The sequence below is a fragment of the Enterococcus sp. DIV0800 genome (genome assembly GCF_050559735.1).
Taxonomy (GTDB): Bacteria; Bacillota; Bacilli; order Lactobacillales; family Enterococcaceae; genus Enterococcus_A; species Enterococcus_A devriesei.
On record NZ_CP187898.1, the window covers coordinates 781,120 to 796,780 of the forward strand.

Sequence of the window (15,661 nt, forward strand, 5' to 3'; positions counted from 1 at the left end):
TTTTGTAAGAGTATTATGATAACTCATGTAATCGAAAGAAAGAAGGACTTTATCATGGCTTATCAAACAAGTAACGAAGAACATCCAGTTGAAATCGTAAATATCGCTTCATTAGAAGGACGCGTTAAAGAACGTATGGACAAAGGTGCGTTTGGCTATATTCGCGGCGGTTCAGAAGACGAATGGACAATGAAAGAAAATACTTCTTCATTTAATAATAAAACAATCATGCCTCGTGTCTTACGTGGTGTGGATCATGCAGACCTAAGCACAAAACTTTGGGATATCGAATTAGCAACACCAATTATCCAAGCACCATCTGCAGCTCAAGGTTTGGCTCACGAAAAAGGTGAAGCAGATACAGCAAAAGGCGTTGCCGAAGCGGGCTCAATCTTTTCAATCAGTACTTATGCAAATACAACCGTGGAAGATGCGGCTGCCGCTGCACCTGAAGCACCACAATTTTTCCAAATCTACATGAGTAAAGATGATGGCTTCAACGAATTTATTTTAGACAAAGCTGTTAAAGCTGGGGCAAAAGCAATCATCCTAACTGCTGATTCAACCTTAGGCGGTTACCGTGAAGAAGATATCGTGAATAACTTCCAATTTCCACTTCCAATGCCGAACTTAGCTGCTTACAGCGAACAAAGCGCAAGTGGTGACGGCGAAGGAAAAGGGATCGCTGAAATTTATGCTGCAGCCAAACAAGGACTCGTTCCTGAAGATATCAAAAAGATCAAAGATTTAACAAATTTACCAGTCCTTGTCAAAGGAATTCAATCACCGGAAGACGCTGAAGTTGCCATCGCAGCTGGTGCTGACGGTATTTGGATCTCAAATCATGGCGGTCGTCAATTAGATGGTGGACCTGCATCATTTGACGTTTTACCGTTAATCGCAGGTGTCGTGAATAAACGTGTACCAATTATTTTTGATAGCGGCGTACGTCGTGGCGAACATGTCTTCAAAGCTTTAGCCAGCGGAGCAGATTTAGTAGCGATTGGTCGTCCAGTCATTTATGGCTTGAATCTTGGTGGAGCAGCCGGCGTGAAGTCTGTCTTTGATCATTTGAACAAAGAACTTTCTATCACAATGCAGCTTGCGGGAACAAGAACCATCGAAGAAGTAAAAAATACAAAATTAAACGACGCAAAATAGTTTTAAATAATTAACGTGAAGCTTCCACAAGAAATGTTTCTTGTGGAAGCTTTTTTTTTGCATTTTCCTTGCGTACGCTTTCTTTTTAGTTTATCATGAATAAAAAGTTAGGTAAGCCTAAAAAGAAAAGTGGGATGTTTAATGGAAACGATTCGAGTAAAAGATTTAACCGTTGCCTATCGCGGAAAAATTGCTTTGAAAAAAGTCAATGTCACGTTATCGCCAGGTAAACTAACCGGTATCGTCGGGCCAAACGGTGCGGGAAAGTCAACATTGATGAAAGGTATTTTGGAGTTGGTTCCGACACAATCAGGAACGATTTTGTATGGAGCGGACAAATTAAAAAAGCAGCGCAAGAAAATTGCTTACGTGGAACAAAGACAAGATATCGATCTAAGTTTCCCGATTGATGTTTTTGGCGTAGTTCTATTTGGAACCTATCCTCATTTAAAACTATTTCAACGACCAGGAAAAAAGGAAAAAGCTTTCGCCTCAGACTGTTTAGCAAAAGTTGGCTTGTCCGAATTTGCCGAGCGTCAAATCAGTGAGCTATCTGGTGGGCAATTACAGCGTGTCTTCATTGCACGAGCATTAGCACAACAGGCTGAATGGATTTTATTAGATGAGCCCTTTGCTGGGATCGATGCGACGAGCGAGAAAATCATTATCGAACTGTTGAAAGAACTGAGGGATGAAGGGAAATCGATCGTGATCGTACATCATGATTTACACAAAGTAACGGATTACTTTGATGAAGTGATCTTGCTAAACAAAGGATTGATTGCTTCAGGACCAGTGAATCAGACATACACGACCAAAAATATGGAAAAAACTTATGGGTCAGAAATTACTCAAATGTTACAGCTAGGAGGTGTTGAACGTGCTTCATGAGTTCATTCAAGGCTTGACGAATTATCAATTTTTACAAAATGCATTGATTACTTCGATCATGGTGGGAATTTCCGCCGGTGTGATCGGTTCATTTATCATTTTGCGAGGAATGTCCTTGATGGGAGACGCAATCTCCCATGCGGTTTTACCTGGTGTTGCGATCTCGTATATGCTGGGTAGCAGCTACATTATTGGTGCAACGTTTTTCGGGATTGTCTCAGCGGGGTTAATCGGATTCGTTGGAAAACATAGCCGCTTGAAAAACGATACGGCGATCGGAATAGTTTTCAGTTCCTTCTTTGCGTTAGGAATTATTTTGATTTCCTTTGCTCGCAGTGCGACGGATTTGTATCACATTTTGTTCGGGAATGTTTTGGCTGTTCGCGATTCTGATATGTATTTAACCGCGATTGTCATGGGAATTGTGGTACTGGCGGTCTTACTATTTTACAAGCAGCTGAAATTGACCTCTTTTGCTCCGACAATGGCGCAGTCTTATGGGTGGAATATTAGCTTGATTAATTATGGACTGATGTTCTTACTGACGTTAGTAGCGGTCACTTCTTTACAAACCGTTGGAACGATCCTGGTCATTGCTATGCTGATTACACCGGCGGCTACCGCCTATCAATTGACCAATAAGCTTTCTGTGATGGTGGGATTATCAACGCTATTCGGGGTATTGAGTGCCATCATCGGGTTATATTTTAGTTATAGTTACAATTTGCCTTCTGGTGCGACAATTGTTATGGCGGCAGCGATCTTTTTCATCGCCGCTTTCCTATTTTCGCCTACCAAGGGCTTGATTCAACAACTAAGAAAGGAGCAATTAAATGAAGCATAAAAAAATAATTTTTGTCGGGATTTTAAGCTTGTTGTTATTGGCAGGCTGCGGAACAAAGGATGAAGAAAACGCAGCGTCAGACGATTCTAAAAAGACAAGTGTAGTTGCAACAAACTCAATTATTGCAGATATGGTCAAAGAAGTGGGGGCTGATCAAGTCAGTGTCAAAAGCCTTGTGCCAGTTGGGACAGACCCCCACGAGTATGAACCTTTGCCTGAAGACATCAAGCAGGCTAGTGAAGCAGACATTGTCTTTTATAACGGGCTCAATTTAGAAACGGGAAACGGTTGGTTTAATAAATTGATGGAAACAGCGGATAAGAAAGAAAATGAAGATTACTTTGCGGTCAGCAAGGAAGTTGAACCGATTCACTTAACCGGTAATACGAAGCAAGAAGATCCCCACGCTTGGTTGAATATTTCCAATGGAATCTTGTATGTTAAAGAAATCCAACACGTGTTAAGTGAAAAAGACCCAGAGAACAAAGACCATTATCAGAAAAATGCAGAAGCTTATATTAAGCAATTAGAAGAGCTGGATACGACAGCAAAAGATGCGTTTGCTGACATTCCAGATGAGAAAAAATTGTTGGTTACCAGCGAAGGGGCTTTTAAATATTTTTCTAAGGCCTATGATTTAACTGCTGCTTATATTTGGGAAATCAATACGGAAAGTCAAGGAACACCAGAGCAAATGAAACAAGTAGTTGAAAAGGTTCGTGCGTCGAAGGTACCATCATTATTTGTCGAAACGAGTGTGGATAAACGGAGTATGGAACGACTTTCAAAAGAAGTTGATCTGCCGATTTATAGCGAGCTGTATACCGATTCGTTGGCCAAAAAAGGGGAGCCAGGGGATAGCTATTATAAAATGATGAAATGGAATCTAGAAAAGATCCATGAAGGTTTGATGGAATAAGAAAAAGCAGCTGGATTTCCAGCTGCTTTTTACGGTTAAACGGTGGGCCAGAAGTAGCTTCTTCGGAACTAAGTGGAACACTTCTAACCCAACCTCTTATTAAACGGTTGCTTTTTCTGGTTCGCCAAAGACTTGACGTTTCAAGCGTAAACCAGTAGGAGTTGTTGCTACGCCGCCTTCAGCGGTTTCTTTAAAGATCTGAGGCATCGCGCGGCCTACTTTGTACATGGCTTCCACGACTTCATCTGGTGGGATGACACTGCGAATACCGGCAAGCGCCATATCGGCTGAGATGAAGGCTTGAGAAGCGCCCATCGCATTCCGTTTTACACAAGGAACCTCAACTAAGCCAGCCACTGGATCACAGATTAAGCCCATCACATTTTTTAAAGTGATCGCTAAAGCGTTTGAAGCCATTTCAGGCGTCCCGCCGTTCGCGGCCACTAAAGCCGCCGCGGACATTGCGCTAGCTGAACCAACTTCGGCTTGACAGCCGCCTTCAGCCCCTGAGATAGAAGCATTATTGGCCATTACTAAACCAAATGCACCGGCAGTAAATAGAAAATCAAGTTGTTCTTCATGACTTAATTCCAATTTTTCCCGAGCCGCCATTAAGACCCCAGGTAAAACACCGGCACTACCAGCAGTTGGCGTCGCGCAGACCAAGCCCATTTTTGCATTGACTTCGTTGACGGCGATCCCGTTACGTACGGCTTTCAAGATTGTTTCACCGCTCATAAATTTACCGCTTTCGATGTAGTCGTTCATTCGTTTCGCGTCGCCGCCAGTGATCTTCGTTACCGAAGTCACACCTTCGATGCCTTCTTCAATCGAACTTTCCATTACTTCTAAATTGCGTTCCATCAACGCAATGATTTCTTCCCGCGTACGATCCGTTAATTCCATTTCAGTTGCGATCATTAATTCGCCAACTGTCGGATAATCCTTTGCTTGTTCGACAAGCTCTTGGATTGTATAAAACATGCCAATTCCTCCAATCTATAATATAAAAATACGTTCATAGTCGATCTATTTGAAATAAGTCACACTCAAGACATCGTCTTCACACTTGATTTCCTGTCTCAATCCTTCTGGATCGTCTGGTGTATCATCGATTTCTAATAGTACGATGCCGTTTTCTCCCCGAGTTTTGCGGGTCATGGTTACTTTCCCGATATTCAAGCCATGCTTCATGAAAATAGTCGAAACACGTGAAAGTAAACCTGGGACGTCTTTATTAATAATGATATAGGTTGGATTGCCCATGCCTAATGAGATGCTATAGCCGTTCATTTCCGTAATTTGGATATTTCCGCCGCCGATGGAAACCCCTGTGATAGACATCTCAAGATCGCCTTTGATCATGCGCAAGGTCACTGTGTTAGGGTGATCGGCAATTTCTTTTTTAGGAACAAACAAAACTTCCATCCCTTGTTCGTGAGCGATTTTCAATGAATCGGATAAACGAGGGTCGTCTGGGTCCATCCCTAAAATACCACCGACTAAAGCAATGTCGGTCCCATGACCGCGGTACGTTTTGGCAAAAGATTCAAACAAGTCAAACTCAACTGAATCTGGTCGTTCACCAAAGATCATGCGGCAAACTTTTCCGATTCGCGCTGCACCCGCTGTATGCGAGCTGCTTGGGCCCACCATTACTGGACCAATAATGTCAAAAACACTTCGATATTTTAAAACTTCCATTATTTTAAACCTCCCTAATCTATCCGATGAAAATCCTCATCAATTCGATCATAGTGTAACATATACGCTTTCTGAAAAAAGTAAGATTAACAATTTATTTTGTTATTCTCATAGTAGTTAAAGAGATTGTGAAGTATTTTATTATTGTCAGAATTTTTAGTTTGAAAATAATTTCATCTTGCATTTAGCAAGAAACTCTGCTATGATACCAAAGTGTGTTTTGTTCACACGGTTTTAGTGGGAGGAGAAATTTTGATCTCCAATTAACCACATCACGGACCCAAGGAGGTATGTCTCGTGGCAAAGAAAGTAGAAAAATTAGTTAAACTGCAAATTCCTGCAGGGAAAGCAACTCCAGCTCCCCCAGTAGGTCCTGCACTAGGTCAAGCCGGTATCAACATCATGGGATTCACTAAAGAATTCAATGCTCGTACAGCTGATCAAGCAGGTTTAATCATCCCAGTTGTGATTTCTGTATATGAAGACCGTTCATTTACATTCATCACAAAAACACCACCAGCTGCAGTATTATTGAAAAAAGCTGCTAACGTGGAAAAAGGTTCAGGCGAACCAAACAAAACTAAAGTTGCAAAAGTTACTAGCGATCAAGTAAAAGAAATCGCTGAGTTGAAAATGCAAGACCTAAACGCTGCTAACGTTGAGTCAGCAATGCGCATGGTTGAAGGAACTGCACGAAGCATGGGAATCACTGTCGAATAAGTTTCGACACCCCAAGAAAGTAGCTTCTCAGTTGGCTCCCTATCTAAAGATACGGAACACGTGGGAGGTTCTACCGTTATAACCACATCAAGGAGGAAACAAAATGGCTAAAAAGAGCAAAAAAATGCAAGATGCATTAAAAAAAGTTGATGCAACAAAAGCTTACCCAGTTGCGGAAGCAGTAGCATTAGCAAAAGAAATTAACTTCGCAAAATTTGACGCAACGGTTGAAGTTGCTTACAAATTAAGCGTTGATCCTAAAAAAGCAGACCAACAAATCCGTGGAGCAGTTGTGCTTCCAAACGGAACTGGTAAAACACAAACTGTTTTAGTATTCGCTAAAGGCGAAAAAGCAAAAGAAGCAGAAGCTGCTGGCGCTGATTTCGTTGGCGACGACGACATGGTTGCAAAAATCCAAGGTGGATGGTTCGACTTTGACGTTGTTGTAGCGACACCTGACATGATGGCTACAGTTGGTAAATTAGGTCGTGTGCTTGGACCAAAAGGTTTAATGCCTAACCCTAAAACTGGTACTGTAACGATGGATGTTACAAAAGCGGTTGAAGAAGTTAAAGCTGGTAAAGTAACTTACCGTGTTGATAAAGCTGGTAACGTTCATGTACCAATCGGTAAAGTATCATTCGATGATGCTAAATTGGTTGAAAACTTTAACACAATCAACGAAACTTTAGTAAAAGCAAAACCTGCAACTGCTAAAGGTCAATACATCAAAAACATTTCAATGACTACAACATTTGGACCTGGTATCCATGTTGAACAAACTGCTATCTAAATTTATTTTTAGAATAGTGCTTGACTTGACTAACTTATCTATGGTAAGTTAGTCAAGGTTAATTTATTAACTGTACCGAAGACAGTAGGTGGCGTAAGTCTTAATTTCCTACCGAGGACGTTTATTGAGAACATTCAATAGTCCCTCTATGTCTACGGTGGCATAGGGTATTTTTTTGCTTCGAGCGAAAAAATTCTCTTCCATCAAAATCAGGAGGTGAAATATATAATGAGTGAAGTAGCAATCGCTAAAAAAGCCGCTATTGTTGAAGAAGTCACTGAAAAATTCAGCGCAGCAGCTTCAGCCGTTATCGTTGACTATCGTGGTCTTACTGTAGAACAAGTGACTGAACTACGTAAACAATTACGTGACGCTAACGTTGAAATGAAAGTTATCAAAAATTCTATCTTGGTTCGTGCCGCTGAAAAAGCTGGCTTGAACGGATTAGAAGAAGTATTTTCAGGACCTACTGCTGTTGCATTTAGTAATGAGGATGTAGTTGCTCCAGCTAAAATTATCGACGAGTTCGCTAAAACAGCTGATAAACTAGAAATCAAAGGCGGTATCATTGAAGGAAAAGTAGCTTCTATCGAAGAAATTACTGCTCTTGCAAAACTACCGAACCGCGATGGACTTCTTTCTATGCTATTATCTGTTCTTCAAGCGCCAGTCCGCAACGTGGCTTACGCTGTGAAAGCAGTCGCAGAAAAAGAAGACGAAGTAGCTTAATCGCTGCATAATATATAAAAAATAAAAAACTTACCTAAACGGAGGAAACTTAAAATGGCATTAAACATTGAAAACATTGTTGAAGAGCTTAAAGGCGCAACAATCTTAGAATTAAACGACTTAGTTAAAGCTATCGAAGACGAATTTGGCGTAACTGCTGCTGCTCCTGTAGCTGCTGCTGGTGCTGCTGCTGGACCTGCTGCTGAAGAACAAACAGAATTTACTGTTGAATTAACAGCTGTCGGCGACCAAAAAGTTAAAGTTATCAAAGCAGTTCGTGAAGCAACTGGCTTAGGCTTGAAAGAAGCTAAAGCTGTAGTTGATGGCGCTCCTGCACCAGTTAAAGAAGACGTTTCTAAAGACGACGCTGAAGCATTAAAAGCTGCTTTAGAAGAAGTTGGCGCAACAGTAACAGTAAAATAATCACTTTTGATTATTCAACCGGAGATCTGATTTCAGATCTCCGGTTTTTTGTCTTACATTCTCAAAATAAAAAAAGCCAAACAGCAAGTTGTTTGGCTTAAGGATACATCCCTTTATTGTAAGACTTCGATCATGACATCTTGCTGATCCTCGGGAACATTTCCCGCATAATTTGGCGTAACTAAGGATAATCCACCTTGTTTATTATGGAAGAGATACAATTCGTTCGCTTGTTGATTTGAAATGGTCGGACCGGAAATCTGACCGCCGATCACAAGCTGCGTGCTTACTTGAACAGTTCGAATGTCATTATTGTTAGCGGAGAATACCCGAATCGTTTTGACTGGAACATTTTGCATCGAGAAAGCATAGACGGTTGCTTGGCTCGTTCCGCCATCGAACGTTAGTTGGTTGGAATTTGTATTGATATTGATAGAATCGGGAACGTTCATGCCGGTAAAATAAAAGGTTGCATAACCACCTAATTCATTTTGTGATACTGTATCAGTTGCTGGCTCTTGGCTTGAATCAGCAGTACTAGAAGGGGTGGTGCTAACTGGTTCATCTGTAGTTGTTTGACTGATCGTATCAGATGTTTCCGAAGTAGTGGAACTCGTCGTTTCTGACGTAACGATCGTTGAGGAGACAGAGTTTGATTGTTTTGACTTATTGGTTGAATTATCAGGTGAGTCCTGTTTGCATCCGGTCAATAGAAGGGATGCCATAATGCAGGCAAAAATAATTTTTTTCATTAGTAATCACTCCCTTATACATAGTATATCAAAAAAATGTAATTGTAGTTGCTTTCACAATCGTTTGTTACAACTTTAGCTTGTCTCGTTTGACAGATTTTGGTCCTGTGAGCAGTTTCATTGAAATCTCCCCCGAAACAGCCTACACTTATAATCAGTAAGTAGGAAAGGAATGAGGATTTTTGAAGAAAATGTATGAGACAGCTATGATTAATCATGGTGGACGTAATGGGGATGTTCAAGCGCCAAATGGTAGTATGAAAATGAAGATTGAGCCACCTTCAATTCATTCAGAGGGGACGAATCCTGAGCAATTATTTGCGGCTGGCTATGCCTCTTGTTTCAATGGTGCAGTACATCATATGCTGAAAGAACATAATATTGAGTCGGATGCTGAAGTAAAAGCTCGTGTTTCTTTATATCAATTAGAAGATGGCGGCTATCAAATCGGCGTTATCCTTGAAACATCATTACCAGGTGTGGAGAAGGAAGAAGCCCAGAAGATCGTTGAAGAAGCTCATGAATTTTGTCCTTATTCAAAAGCAACTCGCGGCAATATCGATGTTGAAGTTGAATTGGTCTAGTTGTTAGTATCGTTGAAATAACATAAGTACTCTTCTTTCATTTTCTTTCACCACGAGTGTAAAGAAATGAAAGAAGAGTTTTTTACGTTTTGATAACGATCTTTATTTAAAAAAATATTTCTTATAAATAATAAAAGAAAGAGAAAAATAAGAGGGATGGGTTATTGCTTTACAAAAAAAAGCTATTTAAATAAAATGATTATTCAAATATTTATTGAAGGAAGTTGGATGAAAATGAAGAAATATGTAGCGGAATTTCTAGGTACCTTTATGCTAGTTTTTCTAGGAACTGGTACAGTAGTTGTTGCTAAAGGTGGCACCTTAACAATTGGTTTAGCCTTTGGTTTGGCAATTACGATCATGGCTTATGCCGTAGGCGGTATTTCTGGTGGGAACTTTAACCCAGGTGTCTCAGTTGCTATGATGATCAATAAACGTTTATCAGTTAAGGATGGCATTTTTTACATTATCGCTCAAGCGTTAGGTTCAATTGTTGCTTCAGCAATTTTATCTGTTTATATTCATGCACTAAAATTACCTAGCGATGGTTTTGGACAAAATGACTTTCCTAACATCAGTGCGGCTCAAGCCTTTGGTGTTGAAACATTGATCACTTTCTTATTTGTTTTTGTTATCTTGATGGTAACAAGCACTAAATATGGAAATGCTACGATGGCTCCTGTAGCAATCGGTATTACATTAGCTTTCTTGATCATCGTTACGTTGAACTTGACAGGTGGATCATTGAATGCGGCACGTAGCTTAGGCCCTGCGATTTTTGCTGGTGGTACTGCGTTGTCTCATTACTGGGTCTACTTACTTGCACCAACTTTAGGTGCTGCAATCGCAGCCTTTGTTGCGAAATTCATGGGTAGCGAAGAAAAATAGTTTCATTTTGAAGGACGATCCTCTCGATCGTCTTTTTGTTTACTCAAAAAGAACGACCATTGCCTCCAGTTAAGGATCGCAATGGTCGTTCTTTTTAAGTATGTTCGGAAATTGTATCGACTTGTTTTTTACGATAGCTGAAGAAGATAATCAAATAGATTCCTGCAGTGAAGAGGGTGACTCCAATCGGGTTATTCATCAAAATACCAATGAAGATCAAGCCTAAAACAACGATCACCAAACCACTGAAGAAGCGTTCGATAAATGTTCCTTTCTTCAATGCTAAAACAAATGCGGCGATACTAATCAGCATCCACGTCAATAAGACAGAGTAGGACAGGGAACCAACTAAATAGTTAAAGAGTTTATTGCCTAAGAAATAAGATAAGATGACGCCTAGATATAGAGTACCTGTACAAAACAGCACTGCTCGTTGTGGTACTTGGTGTTTGTTTAATGCAGCTAGTTTTGAAGTAAAGCCTGTATTTTCTTTGACTCTAAAATACAAGGTCCGTGATGAAGCATAAACACCGGAATTGATCGAAGAGAACAGTGCAAGTACGATTACGAAGTTGACGATATCTGTCGCAAAAGGAATGTTCATTTTCTCAAATACCATGACGAAGGGACTAACATTCGTATGTGCCAAAGTATCCCAGCGATAGATGATCAACAGCAAAATCATCGGAATAATGTAAAAAGAAATGATCCGGCCCATAACGCCTTTGATGGCTTTGGGAATTGCTGTCTTAGGATCTTCTGTTTCGCTGACAGTAATGGCAATTAATTCTGAGCCACCATATGAATAAATCACGACTAATAGTGAATTAACTAATCCATTAAGTCCATGAGGGGTGAAGCCCCCATGGCTGTTCATCCGAGAAATCGTATCGGTAAAACCGATATTGAAGATTTCATGACCAACAAGATATACACCAAAAGCGATTAAAATCATAATTACGGCAATTTTGATAAAAGCTAACCAGTATTCCGTTTCGGCAAATAAACGAACCGAATATAAATTGATCAGTGTGGTGAGCAATGCCAAAATCAATACAAAGATCCACGAAGGAACGTGAGGAAACCACAACTGCATAAAGCTAGCTGCTGCCACCGCTTCAGCAATGATATTGACCATCCACAAGGACCAATACAGCCAGTCGATAAAATCAGACGTACGTTCACCGAGAAATGGTTTAATGATTCCGGATAAGCCTTGAACATTGTCGCTGTCTAACACTAAACGACCTAAGCCATTCATGACGATAAACAGGACTAAGCCTCCCAAAAGAAAAGCGAGGATAACAGAGGGACCAGCGATTCCGATCGCTTCGCCGCTACCTTTAAACAAGCCTGCGCCGATTGCTCCTCCTAATGCCAACATCATAATATGTCGAGAAGTCATTTGTTTTTGTAATTTGTTTTCCATAAAGAGCCTCATTTCTAAATAGCAAGAATAGTTTGTAGATTTGAAATATTCTGATAATTATTTGTCAATAATACCAAAATATTCTGACAATTCAATCTTGCTGAAAATTTTATCATTTTATTTACATCATTTAACTATTATTCTCTCTTGATTGTTATTTTTAACTAAAAAAATAGGCGAAATTGAAGGTTTATTTGGAATGCTCTTGCCGCTGTAAAAAAGCAGAAATAGAATGCTAAAAAAGAATCTAAGTCAAAAAGTTTGCTTTTCAAAAAATTCTTCAGTTAAGAAATTTCTGAAAATCGTTGTGAAAATACTATGGTACCGCTGAAATTAGCCTTTTTTTATTGTAATCTTGTTATAACGAGGTCATTTTTGAGCAGAATAATAGAAAAAAATACGATTCATTAGTAACATAATAATGTAATTATCTTATATAGAAAGAGGGAGAAAAGAATGGGTTTATTATGGAGTTTAATCATTGGCGCAGTTATTGGTGCGATTGCCGGTGCAATTACAAAAAAAGGCGGCTCAATGGGCTGGATTGCTAACATCGTTGCTGGTTTAGTCGGTTCTGCACTTGGTCAAGCATTACTTGGCTCATGGGGGCCTAGCCTAGCTGGTATGGCGCTAGTTCCTTCTATTATTGGTGCTGTGATTGTTGTTGCAGTCGTTTCATTCTTTATTGGAAGAAAATAGCAATTATTAAAAATAAAAAAAGCGCCTCGGCGCTTTTTTTATTTTGCTTTAAGTAGTTCTTCCTTACCATGAATCAGTTGGGTCAAGAAAGCACAATAAGGCGTATTAATTCCAGCTAGTTGTCCTTTTCTCCAAACGGCTCCATTGATATAATCGATTTCCGTTTTACGCTGGTTGCGAATCAAATCCTGATACATCGAAGGAAAGTGTAGTCCCTGTGTTTGTGGGTCATAAGTAGCTTCGATGGCATCAATCATCTCCGAATGATCTAAATGAATCTTCTCTGCATCTGCCACAGCCGCAAACTCCGCAACGATTGCTTCAATCATTTCTCTAGCGACAGTCAATGATCCAAATTCGGCAATATTGCAATCTAAAATCGTACATAAGCCGTTTAAGGTTCCATTGATACAGGCTTTTTTCCAAATGGAATAGCGCACATTTTGACTATAAATAGGGTTAAGCCGAGCGTTTTGAAAGACCTCTAACACTTCTAGCGTGAAAGCCTTGCCGCTTGGTGCCAAATTCTCCATTTCAATGCTGCCGGAACCGACTAGCTTCGCATGCCCTGGTCTCGCTAAGCCAGCGGTCCAAGTCGTTGTACCAAAAATAATATTTTCCTTCGGTACAAATTTTGCCAGTGTCTCTTCATGTCCTAATCCATTCAATAAACAAAAAACAAAGGTCTTGCTGCCAATAATTGGCTGAATGTCATGAAACATTTGCTCCAGCTGCATCGATTTTGTCAACGCTACAATCAGATCGACTGTTTCATGTTCTTCGATGATTTCCTCCGGCGAATAAATCGGAAGTTGAGCCACAATTTTTCGATCATCAAATTCTCCAATCAATCCGTTCTTACGGATCGCTTCAATATGTTCAGGCCAGCGATCGATTAAGATGACTTCATTTCCAGCTTCGTGAAGCATCAAGCCAATCCGACTCCCCATTGCGCCTGCTCCAGCTATTGCAATTCTCATTTCTTTTTTCCCCTTTCAACTACCGTTTTAGTATAGCTAAAAACCTCTCAAAAAAAGAGTATTCTGCCTGCCAAAGAAATAACGTTTCATATAAAAAATAAAATAAATGAAATTATGTTGCAAAATTAATCTGTAGCGTTTATAATCGGTGCATAAAGTTGAAATGGTTTTCATTGATAAAGGAGGAGTCACATGTTTGGATTTTCTATTTTCTTAAACGAAGATGTATCCGTAGAAACAAGAGCCGCGATTGAAATGATGGCGCAACATGGGTTCTCTGGAATTTTTACTTCATTACATATTCCAGAAGATGACGCGAAGCAATACCGCCAGCGCTTGACTGAGCTTGGCAAGATCGCGCAAACCCATCAGCTTGAGTTGATGGTCGATATTTCTGGAGCAGCCTTAGATCGAGCAGGTTTTTCGTTTGAGCGCATCGATGAATTAAAGGCTTTAGGCGTTACCGGATTGCGGATGGATTATCATATCAGCAATCAGCAGATCGCTTTGCTTTCTCATGAAATCGCTATCGCTTTGAATGCCTCAACAATCACTGAAACAGATATTCAAGAATTGAAGGAAGCGGGAGCCAAGTTTGAAAGGCTTGAGGCATGGCACAATTATTATCCACGACCTGAAACGGGCCTTGAAGCCGAGTGGTATCGCGAGAAAAATCAGTGGTTAAAAGCGAATGGTTTTACGATTCAAGGCTTTGTACCTGGGGATGAAAAATTACGGGGACCGCTTTATCAAGGTTTGCCAACATTAGAAGCGCATCGTGGACTTCACCCGTTGGCAGCGGCAATCGATTTACTTCAAGATACAGATCGTGTGTACATTGGTGACAGCGGCTTATCGACGGAAGTCTTAGAACAGTTTGCCCTTTATATAGAAGAGAAGACACTGAAACTACACGTAACCCCTTTGGATTCGCAGTTTACTTTTGTATCTGGCGACCATACCAATCGGCAAGACGAAGCCCGAGATGTGATTCGCAGCGCGGATGCGCGCTTCAGAAAAACCCCGCAGGTCACACCGTTACCGCTAACCGAACGAGCAGTCGGAGCTGTCACCATCGATAACGCGGATTATTTACGCTATATGGGGGAGATCCAAGTTGTGAAACGACCATTAGCGGCTGATCCGAAAGTCAATGTTGTCGGACAAGTAATCGAAAAAGATCGTCCCTTGATTCAACAGATCAAAGCGGGACAGAAATTTAGTTTAGAGAGTGTGGAAAAGAATGATTAATTTAGAAAACTTAACAACAGAACGTCGAAACGAAACAACCTTTGGGTTAGATGAAATGAGTGTGGCCCAAGCGGTTCATTTGATGAATCAAGAAGATCACAAGGTTCCTGATGCAGTAGCGGATCAATTACCGCAAATCGAAAAAGTAATCGAGGCGACGATTGCCGCATTCAAAAAAGACGGACGCTTGATTTATATGGGCGCTGGTACAAGTGGACGCTTAGGGGTTTTAGATGCAGCCGAATGTGTGCCAACTTTTGGAGTTGAACCAGAAATGGTCGTGGGCTTAATCGCCGGCGGAGAACAAGCAATGACTGTTGCCGTTGAAGGAGCAGAGGATAATGCTGAGCTTGGCGCACAAGATTTAAAGGATTTACACTTAACAGAAAATGATATGGTGATCGGGATCGCAGCTAGTGGTCGGACGCCTTATGTCATTGGCGGTTTAGACTACGCACGTTCTATTGGTGCAGCTACAGGGACAATTGCTTGTAATAAAGGTGCGGTAATCAGTCAGCATGCGGCCATGCCGATCGAAGTCGATTGTGGACCGGAATTTTTAACCGGCTCGACACGTTTGAAATCTGGTACAGCGCAAAAGTTGATCTTAAATATGATCTCAACCATCAGCATGATCGGGATCGGAAAAGTGTACAACAATTTGATGGTGGATGTGAAACCAACCAACGAAAAACTAGTGGAACGTTCAAAACGGATTATCATGCAAGCAACTGAAGTAGATTACGAAACAGCGGCCCGCTACTTTGACGAAGCGGAACAAAATGTTAAACTAGCGATCGTGATGATCTTGACCGATAGCACTAAAGACGAAGCAGCAGAAAAATTAATCCAAGCAGATGGATTTGTTAAAAAAACAATCTAAACAAGTATTCG

Annotated in this window: 18 protein-coding genes and 1 other annotated feature; of the genes, 13 read left to right on the plus strand and 5 right to left on the minus strand. The window is 40.6% G+C overall.

The window, feature by feature from the left end; all coding sequences use genetic code 11:
• The first annotated feature begins 54 nt into the window (after nucleotides 1–54).
• From IGI54_RS03715 to IGI54_RS03730, 4 genes are all read left to right on the plus strand, one after another.
• Nucleotides 55–1,161, plus strand: a complete 1,107-nt coding sequence (locus IGI54_RS03715) for a lactate oxidase (RefSeq protein ID WP_216429670.1) — start codon at nucleotides 55–57, stop codon at nucleotides 1,159–1,161.
• Between the two features lie 141 nt (nucleotides 1,162–1,302).
• Complete coding sequence (locus IGI54_RS03720; protein ID WP_071863210.1) at nucleotides 1,303–2,052, plus strand: metal ABC transporter ATP-binding protein; 750 nt, start codon at nucleotides 1,303–1,305, stop codon at nucleotides 2,050–2,052.
• Nucleotides 2,042–2,896: a metal ABC transporter permease gene (locus tag IGI54_RS03725; RefSeq protein ID WP_071863211.1), complete on the plus strand. Its 855-nt coding sequence runs from the start codon at nucleotides 2,042–2,044 to the stop codon at nucleotides 2,894–2,896. The genes IGI54_RS03720 and IGI54_RS03725 overlap by 11 nt, the downstream gene beginning before the upstream one ends.
• Entirely contained in the window at nucleotides 2,886–3,815 is a 930-nt protein-coding gene (locus tag IGI54_RS03730; protein WP_430621197.1) for a metal ABC transporter solute-binding protein, Zn/Mn family, read from the plus strand. The genes IGI54_RS03725 and IGI54_RS03730 overlap by 11 nt, the downstream gene beginning before the upstream one ends.
• 99 nt (nucleotides 3,816–3,914) lie before the next feature.
• Here IGI54_RS03730 and sdaAA read toward each other — a convergent pair whose 3' ends face one another.
• Together sdaAA and sdaAB are read right to left on the minus strand one after the other, a co-directional pair.
• Nucleotides 3,915–4,799, minus strand: coding sequence for an L-serine ammonia-lyase, iron-sulfur-dependent, subunit alpha (sdaAA, locus tag IGI54_RS03735; protein ID WP_071863213.1), 885 nt, complete (start codon nucleotides 4,797–4,799; stop codon nucleotides 3,915–3,917).
• A gap of 45 nt (nucleotides 4,800–4,844) precedes the next feature.
• On the minus strand, nucleotides 4,845–5,519 hold the full coding sequence (sdaAB, locus tag IGI54_RS03740) for an L-serine ammonia-lyase, iron-sulfur-dependent subunit beta (protein WP_071863214.1): 675 nt from the start codon (nucleotides 5,517–5,519) through the stop codon (nucleotides 4,845–4,847).
• A gap of 297 nt (nucleotides 5,520–5,816) precedes the next feature.
• Between sdaAB and rplK the strand changes: the two genes are divergently transcribed.
• From rplK to rplL, 4 genes are all read left to right on the plus strand, one after another.
• Nucleotides 5,817–6,239 (plus strand): 50S ribosomal protein L11, encoded by a 423-nt coding sequence (rplK, locus tag IGI54_RS03745; protein ID WP_010781347.1) that lies wholly within the window; start codon nucleotides 5,817–5,819, stop codon nucleotides 6,237–6,239.
• A gap of 103 nt (nucleotides 6,240–6,342) precedes the next feature.
• Entirely contained in the window at nucleotides 6,343–7,032 is a 690-nt protein-coding gene (gene rplA, locus IGI54_RS03750; protein ID WP_071863215.1) for a 50S ribosomal protein L1, read from the plus strand.
• A gap of 57 nt (nucleotides 7,033–7,089) precedes the next feature.
• Nucleotides 7,090–7,216 (plus strand) — a sequence feature (ribosomal protein L10 leader region).
• 44 nt (nucleotides 7,217–7,260) lie between these two features.
• Nucleotides 7,261–7,761, plus strand: coding sequence for a 50S ribosomal protein L10 (gene rplJ / locus IGI54_RS03755; RefSeq protein WP_071863216.1), 501 nt, complete (start codon nucleotides 7,261–7,263; stop codon nucleotides 7,759–7,761).
• Nucleotides 7,762–7,815: 54 nt separating this feature from the next.
• The gene (rplL, locus tag IGI54_RS03760) at nucleotides 7,816–8,184 is read left to right on the plus strand and encodes a 50S ribosomal protein L7/L12 (protein WP_071863217.1); all 369 of its coding nucleotides are present in this window, start codon (nucleotides 7,816–7,818) and stop codon (nucleotides 8,182–8,184) included.
• A gap of 113 nt (nucleotides 8,185–8,297) precedes the next feature.
• On the opposite strand, the gene IGI54_RS03765 is transcribed toward rplL, so the two are convergent.
• The gene (locus IGI54_RS03765) at nucleotides 8,298–8,936 is read right to left on the minus strand and encodes a hypothetical protein (RefSeq protein WP_430621198.1); all 639 of its coding nucleotides are present in this window, start codon (nucleotides 8,934–8,936) and stop codon (nucleotides 8,298–8,300) included.
• Nucleotides 8,937–9,118: 182 nt separating this feature from the next.
• Here IGI54_RS03765 and IGI54_RS03770 point away from each other — a divergent pair, with 182 nt between their 5' ends.
• Nucleotides 9,119–9,520, plus strand: coding sequence for an organic hydroperoxide resistance protein (locus IGI54_RS03770; RefSeq protein WP_071863219.1), 402 nt, complete (start codon nucleotides 9,119–9,121; stop codon nucleotides 9,518–9,520).
• Nucleotides 9,521–9,754: 234 nt separating this feature from the next.
• Complete coding sequence (locus IGI54_RS03775; protein ID WP_376783277.1) at nucleotides 9,755–10,408, plus strand: MIP/aquaporin family protein; 654 nt, start codon at nucleotides 9,755–9,757, stop codon at nucleotides 10,406–10,408.
• Nucleotides 10,409–10,502: 94 nt separating this feature from the next.
• On the opposite strand, the gene IGI54_RS03780 is transcribed toward IGI54_RS03775, so the two are convergent.
• A complete protein-coding gene (locus IGI54_RS03780; protein ID WP_430621199.1) occupies nucleotides 10,503–11,837 on the minus strand; it encodes an amino acid permease in 1,335 nt (444 codons plus the stop codon).
• 456 nt (nucleotides 11,838–12,293) lie between these two features.
• Here IGI54_RS03780 and IGI54_RS03785 point away from each other — a divergent pair, with 456 nt between their 5' ends.
• A complete protein-coding gene (locus IGI54_RS03785) occupies nucleotides 12,294–12,536 on the plus strand; it encodes a GlsB/YeaQ/YmgE family stress response membrane protein (RefSeq protein ID WP_071863221.1) in 243 nt (80 codons plus the stop codon).
• 38 nt (nucleotides 12,537–12,574) lie between these two features.
• Here the strand turns inward: IGI54_RS03785 and IGI54_RS03790 are convergent, their stop codons facing one another.
• Complete coding sequence (locus IGI54_RS03790; RefSeq protein WP_430621200.1) at nucleotides 12,575–13,516, minus strand: 2-dehydropantoate 2-reductase; 942 nt, start codon at nucleotides 13,514–13,516, stop codon at nucleotides 12,575–12,577.
• Between the two features lie 192 nt (nucleotides 13,517–13,708).
• Here IGI54_RS03790 and IGI54_RS03795 point away from each other — a divergent pair, with 192 nt between their 5' ends.
• Both IGI54_RS03795 and murQ read left to right on the plus strand, forming a co-directional pair.
• On the plus strand, nucleotides 13,709–14,767 hold the full coding sequence (locus IGI54_RS03795; protein WP_430621201.1) for a DUF871 domain-containing protein: 1,059 nt from the start codon (nucleotides 13,709–13,711) through the stop codon (nucleotides 14,765–14,767).
• Nucleotides 14,760–15,650, plus strand: a complete 891-nt coding sequence (gene murQ / locus IGI54_RS03800; protein ID WP_430621202.1) for an N-acetylmuramic acid 6-phosphate etherase — start codon at nucleotides 14,760–14,762, stop codon at nucleotides 15,648–15,650. The genes IGI54_RS03795 and murQ overlap by 8 nt, the downstream gene beginning before the upstream one ends.
• Nucleotides 15,651–15,661 lie beyond the last annotated feature (11 nt).

Bases quoted from the DNA above. Each gene is read 5' to 3' on its own strand.
- IGI54_RS03720 (WP_071863210.1), top strand. From the start codon at position 1,303: ATGGAAACGATTCGAGTAAAAGATTTAACCGTTGCCTATCGCGGAAAA.
- rplJ (WP_071863216.1), top strand. From the start codon at position 7,261: ATGAGTGAAGTAGCAATCGCTAAAAAAGCCGCTATTGTTGAAGAAGTC.
- murQ (WP_430621202.1), top strand. From the start codon at position 14,760: ATGATTAATTTAGAAAACTTAACAACAGAACGTCGAAACGAAACAACC.
- IGI54_RS03775 (WP_376783277.1), top strand. From the start codon at position 9,755: ATGAAGAAATATGTAGCGGAATTTCTAGGTACCTTTATGCTAGTTTTT.
- IGI54_RS03730 (WP_430621197.1), top strand. From the start codon at position 2,886: ATGAAGCATAAAAAAATAATTTTTGTCGGGATTTTAAGCTTGTTGTTA.
- IGI54_RS03790 (WP_430621200.1), bottom strand. From the start codon at position 13,516: ATGAGAATTGCAATAGCTGGAGCAGGCGCAATGGGGAGTCGGATTGGC.
- IGI54_RS03795 (WP_430621201.1), top strand. From the start codon at position 13,709: ATGTTTGGATTTTCTATTTTCTTAAACGAAGATGTATCCGTAGAAACA.
- IGI54_RS03765 (WP_430621198.1), bottom strand. From the start codon at position 8,936: ATGAAAAAAATTATTTTTGCCTGCATTATGGCATCCCTTCTATTGACC.
- IGI54_RS03780 (WP_430621199.1), bottom strand. From the start codon at position 11,837: ATGGAAAACAAATTACAAAAACAAATGACTTCTCGACATATTATGATG.
- sdaAB (WP_071863214.1), bottom strand. From the start codon at position 5,519: ATGGAAGTTTTAAAATATCGAAGTGTTTTTGACATTATTGGTCCAGTA.
- IGI54_RS03785 (WP_071863221.1), top strand. From the start codon at position 12,294: ATGGGTTTATTATGGAGTTTAATCATTGGCGCAGTTATTGGTGCGATT.
- IGI54_RS03715 (WP_216429670.1), top strand. From the start codon at position 55: ATGGCTTATCAAACAAGTAACGAAGAACATCCAGTTGAAATCGTAAAT.
- rplA (WP_071863215.1), top strand. From the start codon at position 6,343: ATGGCTAAAAAGAGCAAAAAAATGCAAGATGCATTAAAAAAAGTTGAT.
- sdaAA (WP_071863213.1), bottom strand. From the start codon at position 4,799: ATGTTTTATACAATCCAAGAGCTTGTCGAACAAGCAAAGGATTATCCG.
- rplL (WP_071863217.1), top strand. From the start codon at position 7,816: ATGGCATTAAACATTGAAAACATTGTTGAAGAGCTTAAAGGCGCAACA.